16 protein-coding genes and 1 pseudogene are annotated in these 15,843 nt (G+C 70.0%); 14 read left to right on the top strand and 3 right to left on the bottom strand.

Annotated elements, in window-relative coordinates; all coding sequences use genetic code 11:
• Positions 1-72 precede the first annotated feature (72 nt).
• The 3 genes from ACRXBZ_RS11470 to ACRXBZ_RS11460 all read left to right on the top strand — a co-directional run bounded on the left by ACRXBZ_RS11470 (position 73) and on the right by ACRXBZ_RS11460 (position 2,139).
• On the top strand, positions 73-366 hold the full coding sequence (locus ACRXBZ_RS11470) for a DUF503 domain-containing protein (protein ID WP_433879103.1): 294 nt from the start codon (positions 73-75) through the stop codon (positions 364-366).
• Between the two features lie 151 nt (positions 367-517).
• A complete protein-coding gene (rbfA, locus tag ACRXBZ_RS11465; protein WP_168584860.1) occupies positions 518-1,018 on the top strand; it encodes a 30S ribosome-binding factor RbfA in 501 nt (166 codons plus the stop codon).
• A gap of 71 nt (positions 1,019-1,089) precedes the next feature.
• Positions 1,090-2,139, top strand: coding sequence for a DHH family phosphoesterase (locus tag ACRXBZ_RS11460; RefSeq protein ID WP_433879102.1), 1,050 nt, complete (start codon positions 1,090-1,092; stop codon positions 2,137-2,139).
• A gap of 159 nt (positions 2,140-2,298) precedes the next feature.
• Here ACRXBZ_RS11460 and ACRXBZ_RS11455 read toward each other — a convergent pair whose 3' ends face one another.
• Positions 2,299-2,826 (bottom strand): CGNR zinc finger domain-containing protein, encoded by a 528-nt coding sequence (locus ACRXBZ_RS11455; protein ID WP_433879101.1) that lies wholly within the window; start codon positions 2,824-2,826, stop codon positions 2,299-2,301.
• Between the two features lie 68 nt (positions 2,827-2,894).
• Here ACRXBZ_RS11455 and ACRXBZ_RS11450 point away from each other — a divergent pair, with 68 nt between their 5' ends.
• On the top strand, positions 2,895-4,220 hold the full coding sequence (locus ACRXBZ_RS11450) for an MATE family efflux transporter (protein ID WP_433879100.1): 1,326 nt from the start codon (positions 2,895-2,897) through the stop codon (positions 4,218-4,220).
• A gap of 43 nt (positions 4,221-4,263) precedes the next feature.
• Here ACRXBZ_RS11450 and def read toward each other — a convergent pair.
• Positions 4,264-4,760: pseudogene (gene def / locus ACRXBZ_RS11445) on the bottom strand (peptide deformylase).
• A gap of 73 nt (positions 4,761-4,833) precedes the next feature.
• On the opposite strand from def, the gene truB reads away from it, so the two are divergent.
• From truB to ACRXBZ_RS11395, 10 genes are all read left to right on the top strand, one after another.
• Positions 4,834-5,742, top strand: a complete 909-nt coding sequence (gene truB, locus ACRXBZ_RS11440) for a tRNA pseudouridine(55) synthase TruB (protein ID WP_168584857.1) — start codon at positions 4,834-4,836, stop codon at positions 5,740-5,742.
• A 75-nt stretch (positions 5,743-5,817) separates the two neighbouring features.
• A complete protein-coding gene (locus ACRXBZ_RS11435; RefSeq protein ID WP_433879099.1) occupies positions 5,818-5,958 on the top strand; it encodes a hypothetical protein in 141 nt (46 codons plus the stop codon).
• Positions 5,959-6,168: 210 nt separating this feature from the next.
• A complete protein-coding gene (locus tag ACRXBZ_RS11430; protein WP_433883853.1) occupies positions 6,169-7,155 on the top strand; it encodes a bifunctional riboflavin kinase/FAD synthetase in 987 nt (328 codons plus the stop codon).
• A 170-nt stretch (positions 7,156-7,325) separates the two neighbouring features.
• Complete coding sequence (locus ACRXBZ_RS11425) at positions 7,326-7,808, top strand: helix-turn-helix domain-containing protein (RefSeq protein WP_433879098.1); 483 nt, start codon at positions 7,326-7,328, stop codon at positions 7,806-7,808.
• Positions 7,809-7,979: 171 nt separating this feature from the next.
• Complete coding sequence (gene thpR / locus ACRXBZ_RS11420; RefSeq protein WP_433879097.1) at positions 7,980-8,549, top strand: RNA 2',3'-cyclic phosphodiesterase; 570 nt, start codon at positions 7,980-7,982, stop codon at positions 8,547-8,549.
• A gap of 157 nt (positions 8,550-8,706) precedes the next feature.
• Positions 8,707-8,976: a 30S ribosomal protein S15 gene (gene rpsO / locus ACRXBZ_RS11415; protein WP_168584854.1), complete on the top strand. Its 270-nt coding sequence runs from the start codon at positions 8,707-8,709 to the stop codon at positions 8,974-8,976.
• 249 nt (positions 8,977-9,225) lie between these two features.
• Positions 9,226-11,463, top strand: coding sequence for a polyribonucleotide nucleotidyltransferase (locus ACRXBZ_RS11410; RefSeq protein WP_168584853.1), 2,238 nt, complete (start codon positions 9,226-9,228; stop codon positions 11,461-11,463).
• A gap of 346 nt (positions 11,464-11,809) precedes the next feature.
• Positions 11,810-13,150 carry a M16 family metallopeptidase gene (locus ACRXBZ_RS11405; protein WP_433879096.1) on the top strand — a complete coding sequence of 447 codons (1,341 nt, stop codon included), beginning with the start codon at positions 11,810-11,812 and terminating at the stop codon, positions 13,148-13,150.
• A gap of 152 nt (positions 13,151-13,302) precedes the next feature.
• A complete protein-coding gene (gene dapB, locus ACRXBZ_RS11400; protein WP_433879095.1) occupies positions 13,303-14,055 on the top strand; it encodes a 4-hydroxy-tetrahydrodipicolinate reductase in 753 nt (250 codons plus the stop codon).
• Positions 14,056-14,076: 21 nt separating this feature from the next.
• On the top strand, positions 14,077-14,529 hold the full coding sequence (locus ACRXBZ_RS11395) for a hypothetical protein (protein ID WP_190824477.1): 453 nt from the start codon (positions 14,077-14,079) through the stop codon (positions 14,527-14,529).
• Between the two features lie 747 nt (positions 14,530-15,276).
• On the opposite strand, the gene ACRXBZ_RS11390 is transcribed toward ACRXBZ_RS11395, so the two are convergent.
• Positions 15,277-15,759, bottom strand: coding sequence for a YqaA family protein (locus ACRXBZ_RS11390; protein WP_433883852.1), 483 nt, complete (start codon positions 15,757-15,759; stop codon positions 15,277-15,279).
• Positions 15,760-15,843 lie beyond the last annotated feature (84 nt).

The raw sequence follows: 15,843 nt of genomic DNA, 5'->3' as shown, positions 1-15,843 counted from the left end.
CCGGTACTGCGCAGGGGGTCGTCACTTCGGCGGCCCCCTGCGCAGCGGTTCGTTCCTGCGTGAGGACCACCCATGTACGTTGGTGTGCTCGAACTGGACGTCCTGCTCGGCGATGTCCACTCCCTGAAGCAGAAGCGTGCTGTCGTCCGGCCCGTGATGGCCGAGTTGCGGCGGCGCTTCGAGGTTGCCGTCGCCGAGGCCGGGAACCAGGACCTGCACCGCCGCGCGCTGTTCGGCGTAGCGGCGGTCTCCGGCGACGCCGCGCACGTGCGCGATGTGCTGGACGCATGCGAGCGCCTGGTCGCCGCACGCCCCGAACTCGAATTGCTTTCGGCCCGGCAGCGCATGCTGGGGCCGGAGGACTAGGAGCTTTTCGCGGTCGTTTTGCGTCGCGGTGCGGGTGCCGGCTCCTGCGGGAGTTACCGTCGCCCCCGCGGCGGTGCGAACGGAGTCCCACACCGCAAGCGGCTGGCACCGCTTGTCAGATGAACTGAACTTTCCCCGAAGGAGGTGCGCTGTGGCTGATACGGCGCGCGCCCGCAGGCTCGCCAAGCGCATCGCGCAGATCGTGGCATCCGGGCTGGAGCACGAGGTGAAGGACCCGCGGCTGGCGATGGTGACGGTCACCGACGCGCGGGTCACCCCCGACCTGCGGGACGCCACTGTGTACTACACCGTGTTCGGCGACGACGCCGACTACGCCTCGACCGCCGCGGCGCTGGCCAGCGCGACCGGGGTGCTGCGGTCCCGGGTGGGCCAGCAGACCGGCGTCCGGTTCACCCCGACGCTGACCTTCGTCGCGGACACCGTGCCGGACAACGCGCGGCGGATGGAGGAGCTGCTCGCCAAGGCCAAGGAGGCCGACGATGAGGTGGCCCGACTGGCTTCCGGCGCGATGCCCGCCGGTGACGCCGACCCGTACCGCACCAGCACCGACGATGACGAGTTCGCCACCGACGGTGCAGACCTGGAGTCGTTTTCCGACGCCGATGTGCGTCGTGGGCCACAGAGTGGTTGAGTCGCAACGCAGCATCAGGTGCGTTGGACAGAGGCGGTCAGCAAGGCCGCCGATGTCGTGGAGGTGAACCTGTGCGCGGGCAATCCGAATCCGGCCGTTCCGGCGGCGGTCCGTCGGCCGGCGTCGACCCGGTCGCACCAGCCGTTGCCGAGGCCGCCCGCAAGCTGGCCGAAGCCTCGGACGTGACCTTGTTCGCGCACATCAACCCGGACGCCGACGCGCTCGGCAGCGCGTTGGCGCTGGGTAGGGTGCTGCGGCGGCGGGGCTGCACGGTCCGCGTGTCGTTCGGGAAACCGGAGCTGCCGCCGTTCTCGCTACGCGATCTGGACGGCGACGGGTTGGTGGTGCCCGCGGACGAGGTGCCTGCCGCGCCGCCGCTACTGGTCGTCTGCGACACCGGGAGCCTGCAGCGGCTCGGTCGGCTCGCCGATCGGGTGCCTGCGACGATCGCCGCCGGCGGTGACGTCATCGTGATCGACCACCACGTTTCGAACACCCGCTACGGCACGCTGCACGTGGTCGACGAGCACGCCGAGGCGACGGTGATGATCGTGCTGCGGTTGCTCGACGAGCTCGGCGAGGAGCTCGATCTGCCTATCGCTCGGTGCCTCTACGCGGGCCTGGTCACCGACACCCGTTCGTTCCGGCACGCCAGCGCCTGGACGCACCGGGTGGCGGCGCGGCTGTTGGAGGCCGGGGTGGACCCGGAAGCGACGACGCGGCCGCTGCTGGACACGCATCCGTTCGGCTGGCTGAGCATGCTCTCCGGCGTGTTGGGCGAAGCCGAGCTGGAGTCGGCCGCGGCGCAGGGACTGGGGCTGGTACACGCGACGGTCCGGCTGGCGCAATCCGACGGCCTGCGCAGCGAGGACGTCGACAGCGTCATCGACGTGGTTCGCACGACCAGCGAGGCAGAGGTCGCGGCGGTGCTCAAGGAGACCGCGCCGCAGCACTGGTCGGTGTCGCTGCGCGCCGACAGTCGCGTCGACGTCGGTCACGCTGCTGCTGCCTGCGGCGGTGGCGGGCACCGGCTCGCGTCCGGCTTCACGGCGCAGGGCCCGGCCGAGGACATCATCGCGGCGCTCCGCAAAGCCCTAGACGAAGCCCCACTCCTGGACTGACGCGTCCCCGTTCGGGAGCAATTTCCATTGAAATCGAAGCTTCGATTTCAATGGAAATTGCGGACTCCGGCGGTCTCCGGCGGGACTTCTCCGGCGGGACTTCGGCAGGTAGGGGCCCGACTTGGTGACGGTTGTGGGTGGCTCCGGATCGGCGCCAGCTCAGGCTCGGCGGCGGGCTCGGAAGGCTGCGACGTGCATCCGGTTCGCGCAGCGGGGGCTGCAGAAGCGCTTGGCCTGGTTCGTCGAGGTGTCTAGGAAGTAGGTGCCGCAGCCCTCGGCTCCGCAGCGTCCCCAGCGCGTCGTGCCGTGCTGGACGACACCCTGCGCCAAGCCCCACGCGGCGGCCGCGGCGACCTCGTCGACCGCGGGTGCGTCCGGTCCGGCCACGTGGACGTGCCAGTTCGGGTTGCCGTCGCGGCCTCCGTGCCCGGACAGCCTGGGCCGGGGCGGGTGCGCCGACAGCAGCGCGTTGATCTCCGCGAGCACGGTCTCGCCATCGTCGAACACCATCGCGTCCAGTGCCCGGCGCAGCCCGTCGGCCACGCCGCGCAGCACCGGCAGGTCGGGTTCGTGCAACCGGTCGGCCCACCACGGCTCGTCGTGGAGTGCTGCGCGCACCGAGTCCAGGGTGCTCAGGTCGGCGCTGGCGAGCCTGAGCGCCACCGTAGCGTAATCAGCGTTGTCCATGTGCGGTCCTTACCGTACCCTGGCGCGTCAGGGGTGAACCCGTCGATCACAGCTTACCGGGAGGCAGCGTGTCCGATCTGGGGGAGCGCGTAGCGCCGCGCAAACTGCTGGCGCTCGCGGTGCCGGCGCTGGGCGTGCTCGCCGCCGAACCGCTTTACGTGCTCGTCGACACCGCCGTCGTCGGACACCTCGGCGCGGTCCCGCTGGCCGGACTGGCGCTCGGCGGCACGCTGTTCACGCTGGTGTCGAGCCAGCTGACGTTCCTCACCTACGGCACGACGGCACGCACCGCGCGGCTGCACGGTGCCGGGCGCCGCAAGGACGCCGTCGCCGAAGGCGTGCAGGCGACGTGGTTGGGGATCTGCGTCGGCGTGGTGCTCCTGCTGCTCGCGCAGCTGGTGGCGGTCCCAGTGGCCGAACTGCTCGCCGGGCCCGGGCCGGTGGCCGACGCGGCCGGCACCTGGATGCGCATCGCGCTCTGCGGCGCGCCGATGGTGCTGATCACGATGGCGGGCAACGGCTGGATGCGCGGCGTGCAGGACACCGCACGTCCGCTGCGCTACGTGCTGGTCGGCAACGGTGTGTCGGCGGTGCTGTGCCCGCTGTTCGTCTACCCCTTCGGCTGGGGCCTGGAGGGTTCGGCGGTCGCGAACCTGATCGGCCAGACGATCGCCGCCGCGCTGTTCATGCGGGCGCTGGTCGTCGAGCGGGCGCCGCTGAGGCCGGATCCCGCGAAGATGCGCGCCCAGTTCGGGCTCGGCCGTGACCTGGTGCTGCGGACGCTGGCGTTCCAGGCGTGCTTCCTGTCGGCGACGTCGGTCGCGGCGCGGACCGGCGCGGAGAGCGCGGCCGCGCATCAGGTGGTGTGGCAGCTGTGGACATTCTTGGCGCTCGTGCTTGACTCGCTGGCGATCGCGGCTCAGTCGCTGGTCGGTGCGGCGCTAGGCGCCGGTTCCGCGCCGCGCGCCAAGGGGATCGCCAGGCAGGTCACCTGGTACGGCTTGGTGTTCGGCGCCGTGCTCGGGTTGGTGTTCACGGCGCTGTCCGGTCTGCTGCCGACGTTGTTCACCACCGACGGCGCGGTGTTGTCGGAAATCCCGCACGCGTGGTGGTTCTTCGTGTTCCTGCAGCCGGTCGCGGGCGTGGTGTTCGCGCTGGACGGGGTCTTCCTCGGCGCCGGCGACGCGGCCTACCTGCGCACCGCGACGTTGTTGAGCGCGGCCATCGGCTACCTGCCGCTGATCTGGCTGTCGCTGGCATTCGGCTGGGGCCTGGCCGGGATCTGGACCGGCCTGAGCCTGTTCATGGTCCTCCGCCTGATCACGCTGCTGCTGCGGTCCCGCTCCGGCCGCTGGGCCGTAGTCGGCGCAACACCCGCACCGGCCACCGCGTAAGCGCAGGTCCGGGGCCAGCGGGAACGCGCAGGCCGCCGGGTGGTCACTGCCAGAACCAGTCCTGCTCGCGGACCTGGCGGTAGGCCTCTCGGCGGTGCTCCGGGTCGAGGCGCTGGATGTAGACCACGCCGTCGAGGTGGTCGGTCTCGTGTTGCAGGCAGCGCGCCATCAGGCCGCTGCCCGACACCGTGATCGGCTCGTTGTCCACGTCGACGCCGCGCACGACGGCATGCTGGGCGCGGCGGGTCTCGAAGCCGAGCCCGGGCAGCGACAGGCACGCCTCGACGTCGTCCTGCGCCTCGTCGGAGAGCTCCACGACCTCCGGGTTGAGCACGTACCCGATCTCACCGTCGATGCGGAAGCCGAACGCCCGCACCCCGACGCCGATCTGCGGCGCGGCGACCCCGGCGTGCCCGGGCGCGTCCACGTGTCCAGCAGGTCCGCGACGATCGTGCGCAGCCGCTGGTCGAAGACCGTGATCGGCTCGGCCGCCATGCGGAGCACCGGGTCGCCGAAGCGCCTGATCGTTCGGAACGCCACCGGGAAACCTCCTCGTCACGGCGCCGCCACCCTGGCGACGCGCCCCGTTCCGGGTCGGGGAAGATGGTGCCTCGTGTCCGAACGCTCCCGCAAAACGCGTCCCACCGTTCCGCCCGGCCTGCTGGTGATCGACAAACCGGCGGGGATGACCTCGCACGACGTAGTGTCGCGGGTTCGCCGCATCATGGGCACCCGTCGCGTCGGCCACGCCGGGACGCTGGACCCGATGGCCACCGGAGTGCTGGTTCTCGGCCTGGAGCGGGCCACCAAGCTGCTCGGCCACCTCGCCCTGGACACCAAGGCCTACCTCGCCACGATCCGGCTGGGCGCGGCCACCACCACCGACGACGCCGAGGGCGACGTGGTGTCCGAAGTGGACGCGTCCGCAGTGGATGAGGAGGCGATCCGGGCCGGGCTCGCGGAACTCACCGGCGACATCCAGCAGGTGCCCAGCACGGTCAGCGCGGTGAAGATCAACGGCCGGCGCGCCTACGAACTGGCGCGCAACGGCGAGAGCGTGGAGTTGGCCGCGCGTCCGGTCACGGTGTCGCGCTTCGATGTGCTGGCGCTGCGCCGCACCGAGCGGACGACCGACCTGGACGTGCTCGTCGAATGCTCGTCGGGCACCTACGTGCGCGCGCTGGCGCGGGACCTGGGCGCCGGGCTCGGTGTCGGCGGGCACCTCGCCGAACTCCGCCGCACCCGGGTCGGTCCGTTCGGGCTGGTCACGGCGCGCACCCTGGAGCAGTTGGAGTCCGAGCCCGGGTTGTCGATGAGCCTTGACCAGGCGGTCGAGGCCGCTTTTCCGCGCCGCAACGTGGATTCCACCGTCGCCAGGGCCCTCTCCTACGGCCAGGTCGTGCCTGCGGCCGGGGTCGAGGGCACCTACGGGATGTTCGATCCGGACGGTCGCGCGGTCGCCCTGGTCCGCGACCGCGGCCGGACCGCGAAGGCGGTGTTGGTGATCCTTCCGGCGAACTGATCGAAGCCGGACGAACCCCCTTGATTAGCAGACGGTTACGGCGAGAAGGCGCGCGCGTCCTTCCTCATCCGCTGGATGGCGTCGGGTGACGACGGCGGGTGCCACACGCCGGGAGCGGTCTCGGTCACCCTGCCCGGCGCCAACGACTCCCTGGAGCAGCCGGTCAACGCGGGCGCGGACAACAGCATGCGGGTGTGCGCGAACCAGGAGTCGTGAGTGCGAGAACCGGTAAGAACCCGATCTCGCACTCACGACAGCTGACCTGCGGCAACGGCACCCAGCACCGGCCATACCGGAGTTCGAAGGCAAAGCCCGCCCACCGCGCCCCGGCGCAACCCGTCCCGGTCGACCGCCCGCGCCGCGTGATCTGCGGCACGGGCGGTGGCGTTCGAGCGACCGGCTGGCGGCGCAGTAGGCTTCCTGGTCGTGCAGCGATGGCGTGGTTTGGAGCAGATCCCCGGTGGCTGGGGCCGGTGCGTGGTCACCATCGGCGTCTTCGACGGGGTGCACCGCGGGCACCAGCAGTTGATCACGCACGCCGTGCAGCAGGCCCACCGCCGCAACGTGCCCTGCGTGCTGATGACCTTCGACCCGCACCCCTCCGAGGTGGTCCGCCCTGGTAGTCACCCGGCGCAGCTGACCACCCTGCGGCGGCGCGCCGCACTCGTCGAACAGCTCGGCGTGGATGTCTTCTGCGTGCTGCCGTTCACCCGCGAGGTCTCGCGCATCCCGGCCGAGGAATTCGTGCACGCGATGCTGGTGGAGCGGTTGCACGCGGCGGAGATCGTGGTCGGCGAGAACTTCACCTTCGGCCACAAGGCGGCCGGCAACATCGAGTTGCTCGCCAAGCTCGGCGAGCGGTTCGGTTTCGAGGTCGAGTCCGATGCGCTGGTCTCCGGGCCGGTGCAGCGCTCCGATGACGCGGACGGAACTTCGGTGACCTTCTCCTCGACCTACATCCGCTCCTGCATCGACGCCGGCGACGTCGTCGCGGCCGCCTCCGCGCTGGGCCGAAACCACCGGCTGGAGGGCATCGTGGTGCGCGGCGCCGGGCGCGGTGGCAAGGAACTCGGCTTCCCGACCGCCAACCTGTCCACCCCGCCGCACGCGGCGATCCCGGCCGACGGCGTGTACGCGGCGTGGTTCACGCACCGCCGACGCGGCTCGAAGGAGCAGGGGAAGACCCTGCCGGCGGCGGTGTCGGTTGGCAGCAATCCGACCTTCTCCGGCACCGAGCGCACCGTCGAGGCGTACGTGCTGGATGTCGACGCCGACTTCTATGGCGAGCACGTCGACCTGGACTTCGTGCAGCGCCTGCGGTCGATGGAGCGCTACGACACGGTCGACGCGCTGATCGATCAGATGCACCTGGACGTCGCCGAAACGCGGCGCATCCTGGGGGCGAACGGGTGAGATCCGGCGGTCCGGTCCCCCGAACGGGGCAGTCGCGTCGGCTGCCTGGCGCACCGCGAGCGGAACATATTTCGGATTCCCGTCCGCGCCGGGCCGGTGACCTGGCAGTATTCACAGCCGGACCAGCAGCCGTCCGCGGCCGGGTCGGCGCAGACATGGGGGGAGCGAAGGTGGCGGAGAGCAGCAACGTCCAGCGGAACCTGGAGCTGCAGCGGCAGTGGTACGGCGAGCCGCTGGGGGACCGGGTGCGCCGCCTGGTCGTTGCGTTCCGCATCTCGCAGGCCCAGCTCGCCGAGGTCCTCGGGATCAGCGCGCCGATGCTCAGCCAGGTGATGAGCGGGCGCCGCGCCAAGATCGGCAACCCGTCGGTGCTGGCCCGGCTCGTGATGCTGGAGCGCAAGGTGCTCATCCCCGGGGTCGCCGCGGGCGAGTCGGACGCGATCAAGCAGGCCCTGGAGGACGTCCGGCAGTCGCAACCGTCGGTGGGGCGCGACAACCTCCCGGTCATGCACGCAGCCAACGGCGAGGAAGCCGCCTGGCCGGTGCTGCGCGAGGTGGCCAAGCCCGGCGAACTGGAGGCGGCGGCGTCGCTGCTCGAAGGTCGCTACCCGGCGCTGGCGCAGCTGCTCCGCCGCGCCGCCGACGAAAACTGACCACTTCCCCGGGTGCGAATTCCATGGAAGTTGCGGAGGTTGGCCCCACAGCCGTCGGCGTGTCGTGGCGCGACACGCCGACGGTCCGCAATTTCCATTGAAATCGAAGGTCCAATTTCAATAGAAGTCGGCGGGTCGATTTCCATTGAAGTCGCACGGACACTGGGGAACATGCGTCTGTTCACCGCATTGTGGCCGTCGGAAGAGGCGGTGCGGCACCTGGCGTCGGCAGTCGACAGGCTCCGCCCGGACCGAGTGGCCGAGGCCACCGCTGGACTGCGCAAGTTCCGCTTCACGCCTTCGCAGCGCTGGCACCTGACGCTGCGCTTCCACGGCGACGACGCCGACCAGCAGCACGTGATCGAGAGACTGGACCACCGGGTCGCCCGCCTGCTGGCGGCAGACCCGGCGCCGCCGCAGCTCCGGCTGGCCGGTGCTGGAACGTTCCGCGGCGTGCTGTGGATCGGTGTCGAGCCGGGCACCGATTCCGACGACGCCGCGCTGCGCGCGCTGGTGCGCGCGGCCGGGGGCGATCCGCGCGGTTACACAGCGCACCTCACCATCGCCCGATGGGCCGCCGGGCGCGCCGACCGGGAGCTGCTGCCCGGGCTGTTCGCCGGCTACGCCGGCCCCTGGTGGCAGTCGCGCGAGCTGGCCGTGGTGCGCAGTGACCTGCGGGAAGGCGGTCACGACTACCGGACGGTGCACCGCGTCGCGGTGACGCGAGAGACGCCGGGCTAAGCGCGGGCTAACCCGGTAGTAGCAGTCCTCCCTGTTATCCTGGCCTGTGGAACGGCTGCAGTCCGTGGTGGCCGAATCCGGTCGACTGCGCGTCGACCCGCTACCCGACCGGCTGGTCTGGTGCAGCTGACACGGGACATCGAAGGAGAGTCAACTCGTGGCGTTGTCCACTGAAGACAAGAAGCAGATCCTGGCCGAGTACGGCCTGAAGGACGGCGACACCGGTTCGCCGGAGGCCCAGGTGGCCCTGCTGACCAAGCGGATCACCGGGCTGACCGAGCACCTCAAGCAGCACAAGCACGACCACCACTCGCGTCGTGGCCTGCTGCTGATGGTCGGCCGCCGCCGCCGGCTGCTCAACTACCTGACCAAGGTGGACATCGAACGCTACCGTTCGCTGATCCAGCGACTCGGTCTGCGTCGTTGACGAAAACCGGGGGGAGCGGCCAACGGGCCGCTCCCCCCGGTGCATGAAAGACGGACGGCGCCCGGCGCCGTCGCAACTGAAGAGCGCTCACGGTGGCACGCACCGGACAGGCGTCCGCCGGTCCTCGGTAGTGGCTGCCGGGCAAGTCGTCGCAACAGACGTTCCCGGGGGCTTCGATCGATGGCCGGCCTCGTCGGACCACGATCCGGATGCTCCTGCCGTGGGCCTCGTGAACCCGAGGAGTCAACCTTGACTGAACCCCAGATCGATGAGGGCGTGTACGAGGCGACCGCGGTGCTGGACAACGGCGCGTTCGGCACCCGGACCGTCCGGTTCGAGACTGGCCGACTGGCCAAGCAGGCCGCCGGCAGTGTCGTCGCCTACCTCGACGACGACACCATGCTGCTGTCCGCCACCACGGCCTCCAAGCAGCCGAAGGAGCACTTCGACTTCTTCCCGCTGACTGTCGACGTCGAAGAGCGGATGTACGCCGCGGGCCGCATCCCCGGCTCGTTCTTCCGCCGCGAGGGCCGCCCGTCCACCGACGCGATCCTGACCTGCCGGCTGATCGACCGGCCGCTGCGCCCGTCCTTCGTGGACGGCCTGCGCAACGAGGTCCAGGTCGTCGTCACGGTGATGAGCCTGGCGCCGGGCGACCTCTACGACGTGCTGGCGATCAACGCCGCGTCGGCGTCCACCCAGCTGTCCGGTCTGCCGTTCTCCGGCCCGATCGGCAGCACCCGGATGGCGCTGATCGACGGCCAGTGGGTGGCATTCCCGACCCACGAACAGCTGGAGCGGGCCGTGTTCGACATGGTCGTCGCGGGCCGCATCGTCGGCGACGACGTGGCGATCATGATGGTCGAGGCCGAGGCCACCGATAAGACCGTCGCGCTGGTTGCCGGTGGTGCGCAGGCGCCGACCGAGGAGGTCGTCGCCGCCGGTCTGGAGGCTGCGAAGCCATTCATCCGGACCCTGTGCCAGGCGCAGCAGCAGCTCGCGCAGGCCGCGGCCAAGGCCATCCAGGAGTTCCCGGTGTTCCCGGCCTACGCCGAGGACGCCTTCACTGCCGTCGAGCAGGCCGTCTCCGGTGAGCTCGCCGAGGCGCTGAAGATCGCCGGCAAGCAGGAGCGGGAGAACCGCCTCGACGAGATCAAGGCCGCGGTGCTGGAGAAGGCCGGCACCGGCGAGGGCGGGCAGTTCGAGGGCCGCGAGAAGGAGATCGGCGCCGCGTTCCGGTCGCTGACCAAGAAGCTGGTGCGCCAGCGGATCATCCGCGACCAGGTCCGCATCGACGGCCGCGGGCTGACCGACATCCGCAGCCTGTCCGCCGAGGTCGGCGTGATCCCGCGGGCCCACGGCTCGGCGCTGTTCGAGCGCGGCGAGACCCAGATCCTGGGCGTCTCCACGCTGAACATGCTGCGTCTGGAGCAGACCATCGACTCGTTGTCCCCAGAGACGACGAAGCGGTACATGCACCACTACAACTTCCCGCCCTACTCGACCGGTGAGACCGGCCGAGTCGGCAGCCCGAAGCGGCGCGAGATCGGCCACGGTGCGCTGGCCGAGCGGGCGCTGATGCCGGTGCTGCCGTCGCGCGAGGAGTTCCCGTACGCGCTCCGGCAGGTCTCCGAGGCGCTGGGCTCCAACGGGTCAACCTCGATGGGCTCGGTTTGCGCCTCGACGCTGTCGCTGCTCAACGCGGGTGTGCCGCTGAAGGCGCCGGTGGCCGGCATCGCGATGGGCCTGGTCTCCGACGAGGTCGACGGTCAGACCCACTACGTGGCGCTGACCGACATCCTCGGTGCCGAGGACGCCTTCGGCGACATGGACTTCAAGGTCGCCGGCACGAAGGACTTCGTGACCGCCCTGCAGTTGGACACCAAGCTCGACGGCATCCCGTCCGAGGTGCTGGCCCAGGCGCTCGGCCAGGCCCGCGACGCCCGGTTCACCATCCTCGAGGTGATGGCCGAGGCGATCGGCAAGCCCGACGAGATGAGCCCGCACGCCCCGCGGGTGACCTCCATCAGCATCCCGGTGGACAAGATCGGCGAGGTCATCGGCCCGAAGGGCAAGATGATCAACTCGATCACCGAGGAGACCGGCGCGGAGATCACCATCGAGGACGACGGCACGATCTACGTCGGTGCCGCCGACGGCCCGTCCGCGGAGGCCGCGATCGACAAGATCAACGCCATCGCGAACCCGCAGCTGCCGAAGGTCGGCGAGCGCTTCCTGGGCACCGTGGTCAAGACCGCGGCCTTCGGCGCGTTCGTCTCGCTGCTGCCGGGCAAGGACGGCCTGGTGCACATCTCCAAGCTGGGCAACGGCAAGCGCATCGGCAAGGTCGAGGACGTGGTGAACGTCGGAGACAAGCTGCGCGTGGAGATCGCCGACATCGACAGCCGCGGCAAGATCAGCCTGGTGCTGGTCAATGACGAGGCCGAGGGCGAGGCCAAGCCGGAGGCCGAGACCCCGGCGCAGTGATCGGAAAACGCACAGTTCGATGCGGCCCGTCCCGGACTCCCGGGGCGGGCCGTATCGTCTTGGGTGGTTTGGAGCTCGTGCGGTTCAGGGGTGTGGCGACGTGTTCAACTTCGACGTTGGCGTCAGGCAAGCGGCGTCGGCCGCTTTCTGCCACGCACGCAACTGGCACCGTCGCGGGTTCTCAGGCTGTGCCCGCCCCGAAGGGTTCCTCTGGGAGGACCTGCCCCAGCGTGGCGTATTGGTCATACATGAGTCGGGGATCCCGGACCGAGGGGCGACGGTAACTCCCGCAGGGGCGCCGCTACCCGCACCGCTACGCAAAACGACCGCACACTTTTAAAGGGACATGAAGCAAAAGCAGACACGCGCCGGGCACCTTCAGCGCCCCGGAACCACTCGAGTCCTCGGTCGAAACGGCGACGTCGCGGTGCGCCGCACGGTGCTGCCTGGCGGGCTGCGGGTCGTCACCGAACCCGTGCCGGGCGTGCGTTCGGCCTCCGTCGGGATCTGGGTCGCGGTGGGCTCGCGCGACGAGGGGCGGCCGCAGGCAGGCGCCGCGCACTACCTGGAGCACCTCCTGTTCAAGGGCACCGCCAAGCGCACCGCGGTGGACATCGCCCAGGAGATCGACGCGGTCGGCGGCGAGCTGAACGCGTTCACGTCCAAGGAGCACACCTGCTACTACGCACACGTGCTGGACCGGGACCTGCCGCTGGCCATCGACATGCTCTGCGACGTGGTCTTCGACGCGCTGAACGCGAAGTCCGATGTGGACGTCGAGCGCAGCGTGGTCCTAGAGGAGATCGCGATGCGCGACGACGACCCCGAGGACCTGCTGCACGAGCTGTTCACCTCGGCCGTGCTGGGCGACCACCCGCTCGGCCGCTCGGTGCTGGGCACCGAGGACTCAATCGCCAACATGACCCGGGCCCGGGTGCACGGCTTCTACCGGCGCAGCTACGAGATGCCGAAGATGGTCGTCGCCGCGGCCGGGAACGTCGACCACGGCCGCGTGCTGCGGCTGCTCCGCAAGGCGCTCGGTGACCGGCTGGACGGCGAGGTGCGGCCCGCTCCGCCGCGCATGGGCCGGGCCCGGTTGCCGAAGCAGCAGCCGCTGGCGCTGCAGACGGACGACACCGAGCAGGCGCATCTGCTGATGGGCTGCCGCGGCTTCAACCGCCACGACGAGCGCCGGTTCGCGCTAGGGGTGCTCAACGCGGCGCTGGGCGGCGGCATGAGCTCGCGGCTGTTCCAGGAGGTCCGCGAGCGACGGGGCCTGGCCTACTCGGTGTACTCGACCACCACCGCGTACTCCGATGCCGGGACGTTCTCGGTATACGCGGGCTGCACCCCGGACAGGCTCGGCGAGGTCGCGACGGTTATCCGCGGCGTGCTGGCCGGTGTCGCGGCCGACGGGTTGACCGAGGACGAGGTGGAGCGCGGCCGCGGGCAGCTGCGCGGCGGCCTGGTGCTCGGTCTGGAGGACAGCGCCTCGCGGATGAGCCGGATCGGCAAGACCGAGCTCAACTACGGCAGGCACTTCACGGTCGAGCAAACTTTGGAGCGCATCGAGGCGGTCACCGCGGCGGAGGTGGCGGAGTTGGCTGCCGAGCTCCTGCGGCGCCCGCTCACCACCACCATCGTCGGGCCGTACGACTCGCCGGCGGATCTGCCCGACGGGGTGTGACGTGGAGCGAACGGACCGTTTGCCTCGTCTAGCGGCGCGACTGGTCCGTTCGCTCCAGATCATCGGCGTGCGGTACCCGGACGCGGATTGTGCAGCTGAGCTGCATAGACTCCGAGGTGGCTTCGACGTCGAGGTGGGAAGGGAGTCGTCACGTGAACAGCCCGATCAAGGTCGGCGTGCTGGGGGCCCGCGGGCGGATGGGATCCGAGGCGGTTCGCGCCGTCGGAGAGGCCCCCGACACCGAACTGGTTGCCGCGATCAACCGCGAGGACAGCCTGACCGGGCTGGTCAAGGGCGGCGCACAGGTCGCCGTCGATCTCACCCACCCAGACGCGGTCCTCGACAACATCCGGTTCTGCGTCGAGCACGGTATCCACGTGGTCGTCGGCACCAGCGGGCTCGGTGCCCCGGAACTGGACACCGTTCGCTCCTGGCTGGCCGACCGGCCTGAGGTCGGCGTGCTGGTCGCGCCGAACTTCGCGATCGGCGCGGTCCTGTCGATTCGGTTCGCCGAGCTGGCCGCGAAGTTCTTCGAGTCCGTGGAGATCGTCGAACTGCACCACCCGAAGAAGGCCGACGCCCCGTCGGGCACCGCCGCGCGCACCGCCGAGGTGATCGCGCAGGCGCGCGCCGAGGCGGGCCTGGGTGTGGCGCCGGATGCGACGACCAAGGAGCTCGACGGCGCCCGCGGCGCGGACGTCGACGGCGTCCGGGTGCACTCGGTGCGGATGACCGGTCTCGTCGCGCACCAGGAGGTGCTGTTCGGCACCGAGGGGGAGACCCTGACCATCAGGCACGACTCCTACGACCGCCGCTCGTTCATGCCCGGGGTGCTGCTCTCCATCCGCGAGGTGGGCGCCCGGCCGGGCCTGACCGTCGGCCTCGACGCGCTGCTGGGGATCTGAGTGGCCGAGCGGCGCAAGCTGATGAACCCGCGGACGTCCGCGTTCGTGGTCGCGACCGTGCTGCTGGTGTACCTGGTGCTGATGGGCGGCCGCGCGGTCACCATGATCACCAGCGGGCAGCCGGTGTTCATCGCCCTCGGGGTGGCGGTTTTCGTGCTGCCGGTGCTCGGCGCCGTGCTGGTCGTCGACCAGTTGCGGTTCGGGGTGAGTACCGAGCGGCTTGCGCAGCGGCTCTACGATGAGGACGCCTTGCCGGACGTCTCGCACCTGCCGCGCCGCCCCTCCGGCCGCGTGGAGCGGGAGGCGGCCGACGCTTACTTCGACGAGAAGCAGGCTGAACTCGAAGCAGCGCCGCAGGATTGGCGCCGCTGGTTCGCACTGGCGCAGGCCTACGACCTGGCCGGTGACCGCAACCGCGGCCGCAAGGCGATGCGCCGCGCGATCGAACTCGAACGCGCGGAATCCGCCGAGTGACGCGGGTTTCCCTCCTCTGAAGGCCTCGCGGGGCGTAAAGATCCCGTTTGCGCGCCCCGAGTTGAACTGGACAAAGCGCTCAAACCTCACGTGCTCGTTGTGGCATTCTTTCTTCGGGGCAGACTGCGTTGCGGAACGAAATGCGCGCAACGGCGGAAAAGTAGAGAGGCCGTGTTAACTCCTCTACCGCTTTTCGGGTGAACGCGGACGCGTGCTGCCCTTTTCCGCTGCCCAGCGGCAGCAGCGATTTCGTGGTGCCACCGATGTGATGATCTCCCAGGCGCAGCAACGTGGTCTTGCGGTGCGCGACGATCCGGAAGGCGCGCTGCTCCTCGTGTCCGACTGGGCGCGCGCTGCGGAAGCCCTCGATATCGCCAACCGCGACCAGGGCTACGCGCTCAACTTTCGAGGCCCCGACTCCAGGTGGCAGAGTCGGGCTTTACCTGATCTCCAATCTGCGGATGCCCCGTCCTTCAGGGTGGGGAGGAGCAGATCTCGCGTGTCGGTCGCGTAGCGACCGCTGATAGTCTTGATTTCGGTAGGTGAGACCTACCACCCCCACGCAAGTGGGAGCACCCGAGCAAGTACGTGGGTACCGCTGGTCGAGTGGGAACCCGGACCACCCCGGTCCGAACGCCTGAGTGAGATCGTGTGAGACCGAACCGCCACGGTGGGGACGCTGCGGTCGTTGAAGCAGGAAACTCAGTCCGCGAGGACTGAATCTCCTTCCTTCAGGGAGGAGAGAAGTCAAAGCCAACCGATGACGACGCCCGGAGCGATCGCGAGCGCGCCGAACCGGACGAAACGCCCGATGAAGCCCGTTACCACGAACATGGTCAGCGGGACCTTCGCCCAACCCGCGATCACCGCGATCGCGGCGAACGGCGGCAGGCTCACGGCCGCGCTGATCAGCAACACCGCGCCAGTCCACACCGGCCGCTGCTGGCAGTTCGACCGGAACTTCTCCAACCACTCGCGCCAGCGGCCCTTCTGCTCGCGCTCGCCGTCCTTGCACCGGAACAGCCTGGGCAGCCGGATCGCGCCGCGCGCCGCGTAGAAGTGCAGCAACTTTCCGGCGATCTGGCCAGCGGCGATGACCAGCGCCAACAGCCACCACGGGAGATCCGTGCCGTTGAGCACCAGCCCGATCGCGAACAGTTCGACGCTGATCAACGGGAGCAGCGCCGACGCCACCGACACTCCGAAGGTGGTGGACAGCAAACCGATCATGGCCAGCACGATCGCTCCCAGCGCGCTTGAACCCCAGTTGGCGGAGAGACTAACAACCAGCGTTCGCCGGGAACGAGCGAGCGC

The organism is Saccharopolyspora hattusasensis (assembly GCF_050972075.1).
Lineage (GTDB): Bacteria > Actinomycetota > Actinomycetes > Mycobacteriales > Pseudonocardiaceae > Saccharopolyspora > Saccharopolyspora hattusasensis.
The sequence above is the reverse complement of the archived record's forward strand: the minus strand, read 5'-3'. Positions and strand labels throughout refer to the sequence as shown.

Excerpts from the sequence above, each read along its gene's own strand:
- ACRXBZ_RS11470 (WP_433879103.1), top strand. The coding sequence starts at position 73 with ATGTACGTTGGTGTGCTCGAACTGGACGTCCTGCTCGGCGATGTCCAC.
- ACRXBZ_RS11455 (WP_433879101.1), bottom strand. The coding sequence starts at position 2,826 with ATGGACAACGCTGATTACGCTACGGTGGCGCTCAGGCTCGCCAGCGCC.
- ACRXBZ_RS11435 (WP_433879099.1), top strand. The coding sequence starts at position 5,818 with ATGGCGTCGGGTGACGACGGCGGGTGCCACACGCCGGGAGCGGTCTCG.
- thpR (WP_433879097.1), top strand. The coding sequence starts at position 7,980 with ATGCGTCTGTTCACCGCATTGTGGCCGTCGGAAGAGGCGGTGCGGCAC.
- ACRXBZ_RS11405 (WP_433879096.1), top strand. The coding sequence starts at position 11,810 with ATGAAGCAAAAGCAGACACGCGCCGGGCACCTTCAGCGCCCCGGAACC.
- ACRXBZ_RS11395 (WP_190824477.1), top strand. The coding sequence starts at position 14,077 with ATGAACCCGCGGACGTCCGCGTTCGTGGTCGCGACCGTGCTGCTGGTG.
- ACRXBZ_RS11390 (WP_433883852.1), bottom strand. The coding sequence starts at position 15,759 with ATGATCGGTTTGCTGTCCACCACCTTCGGAGTGTCGGTGGCGTCGGCG.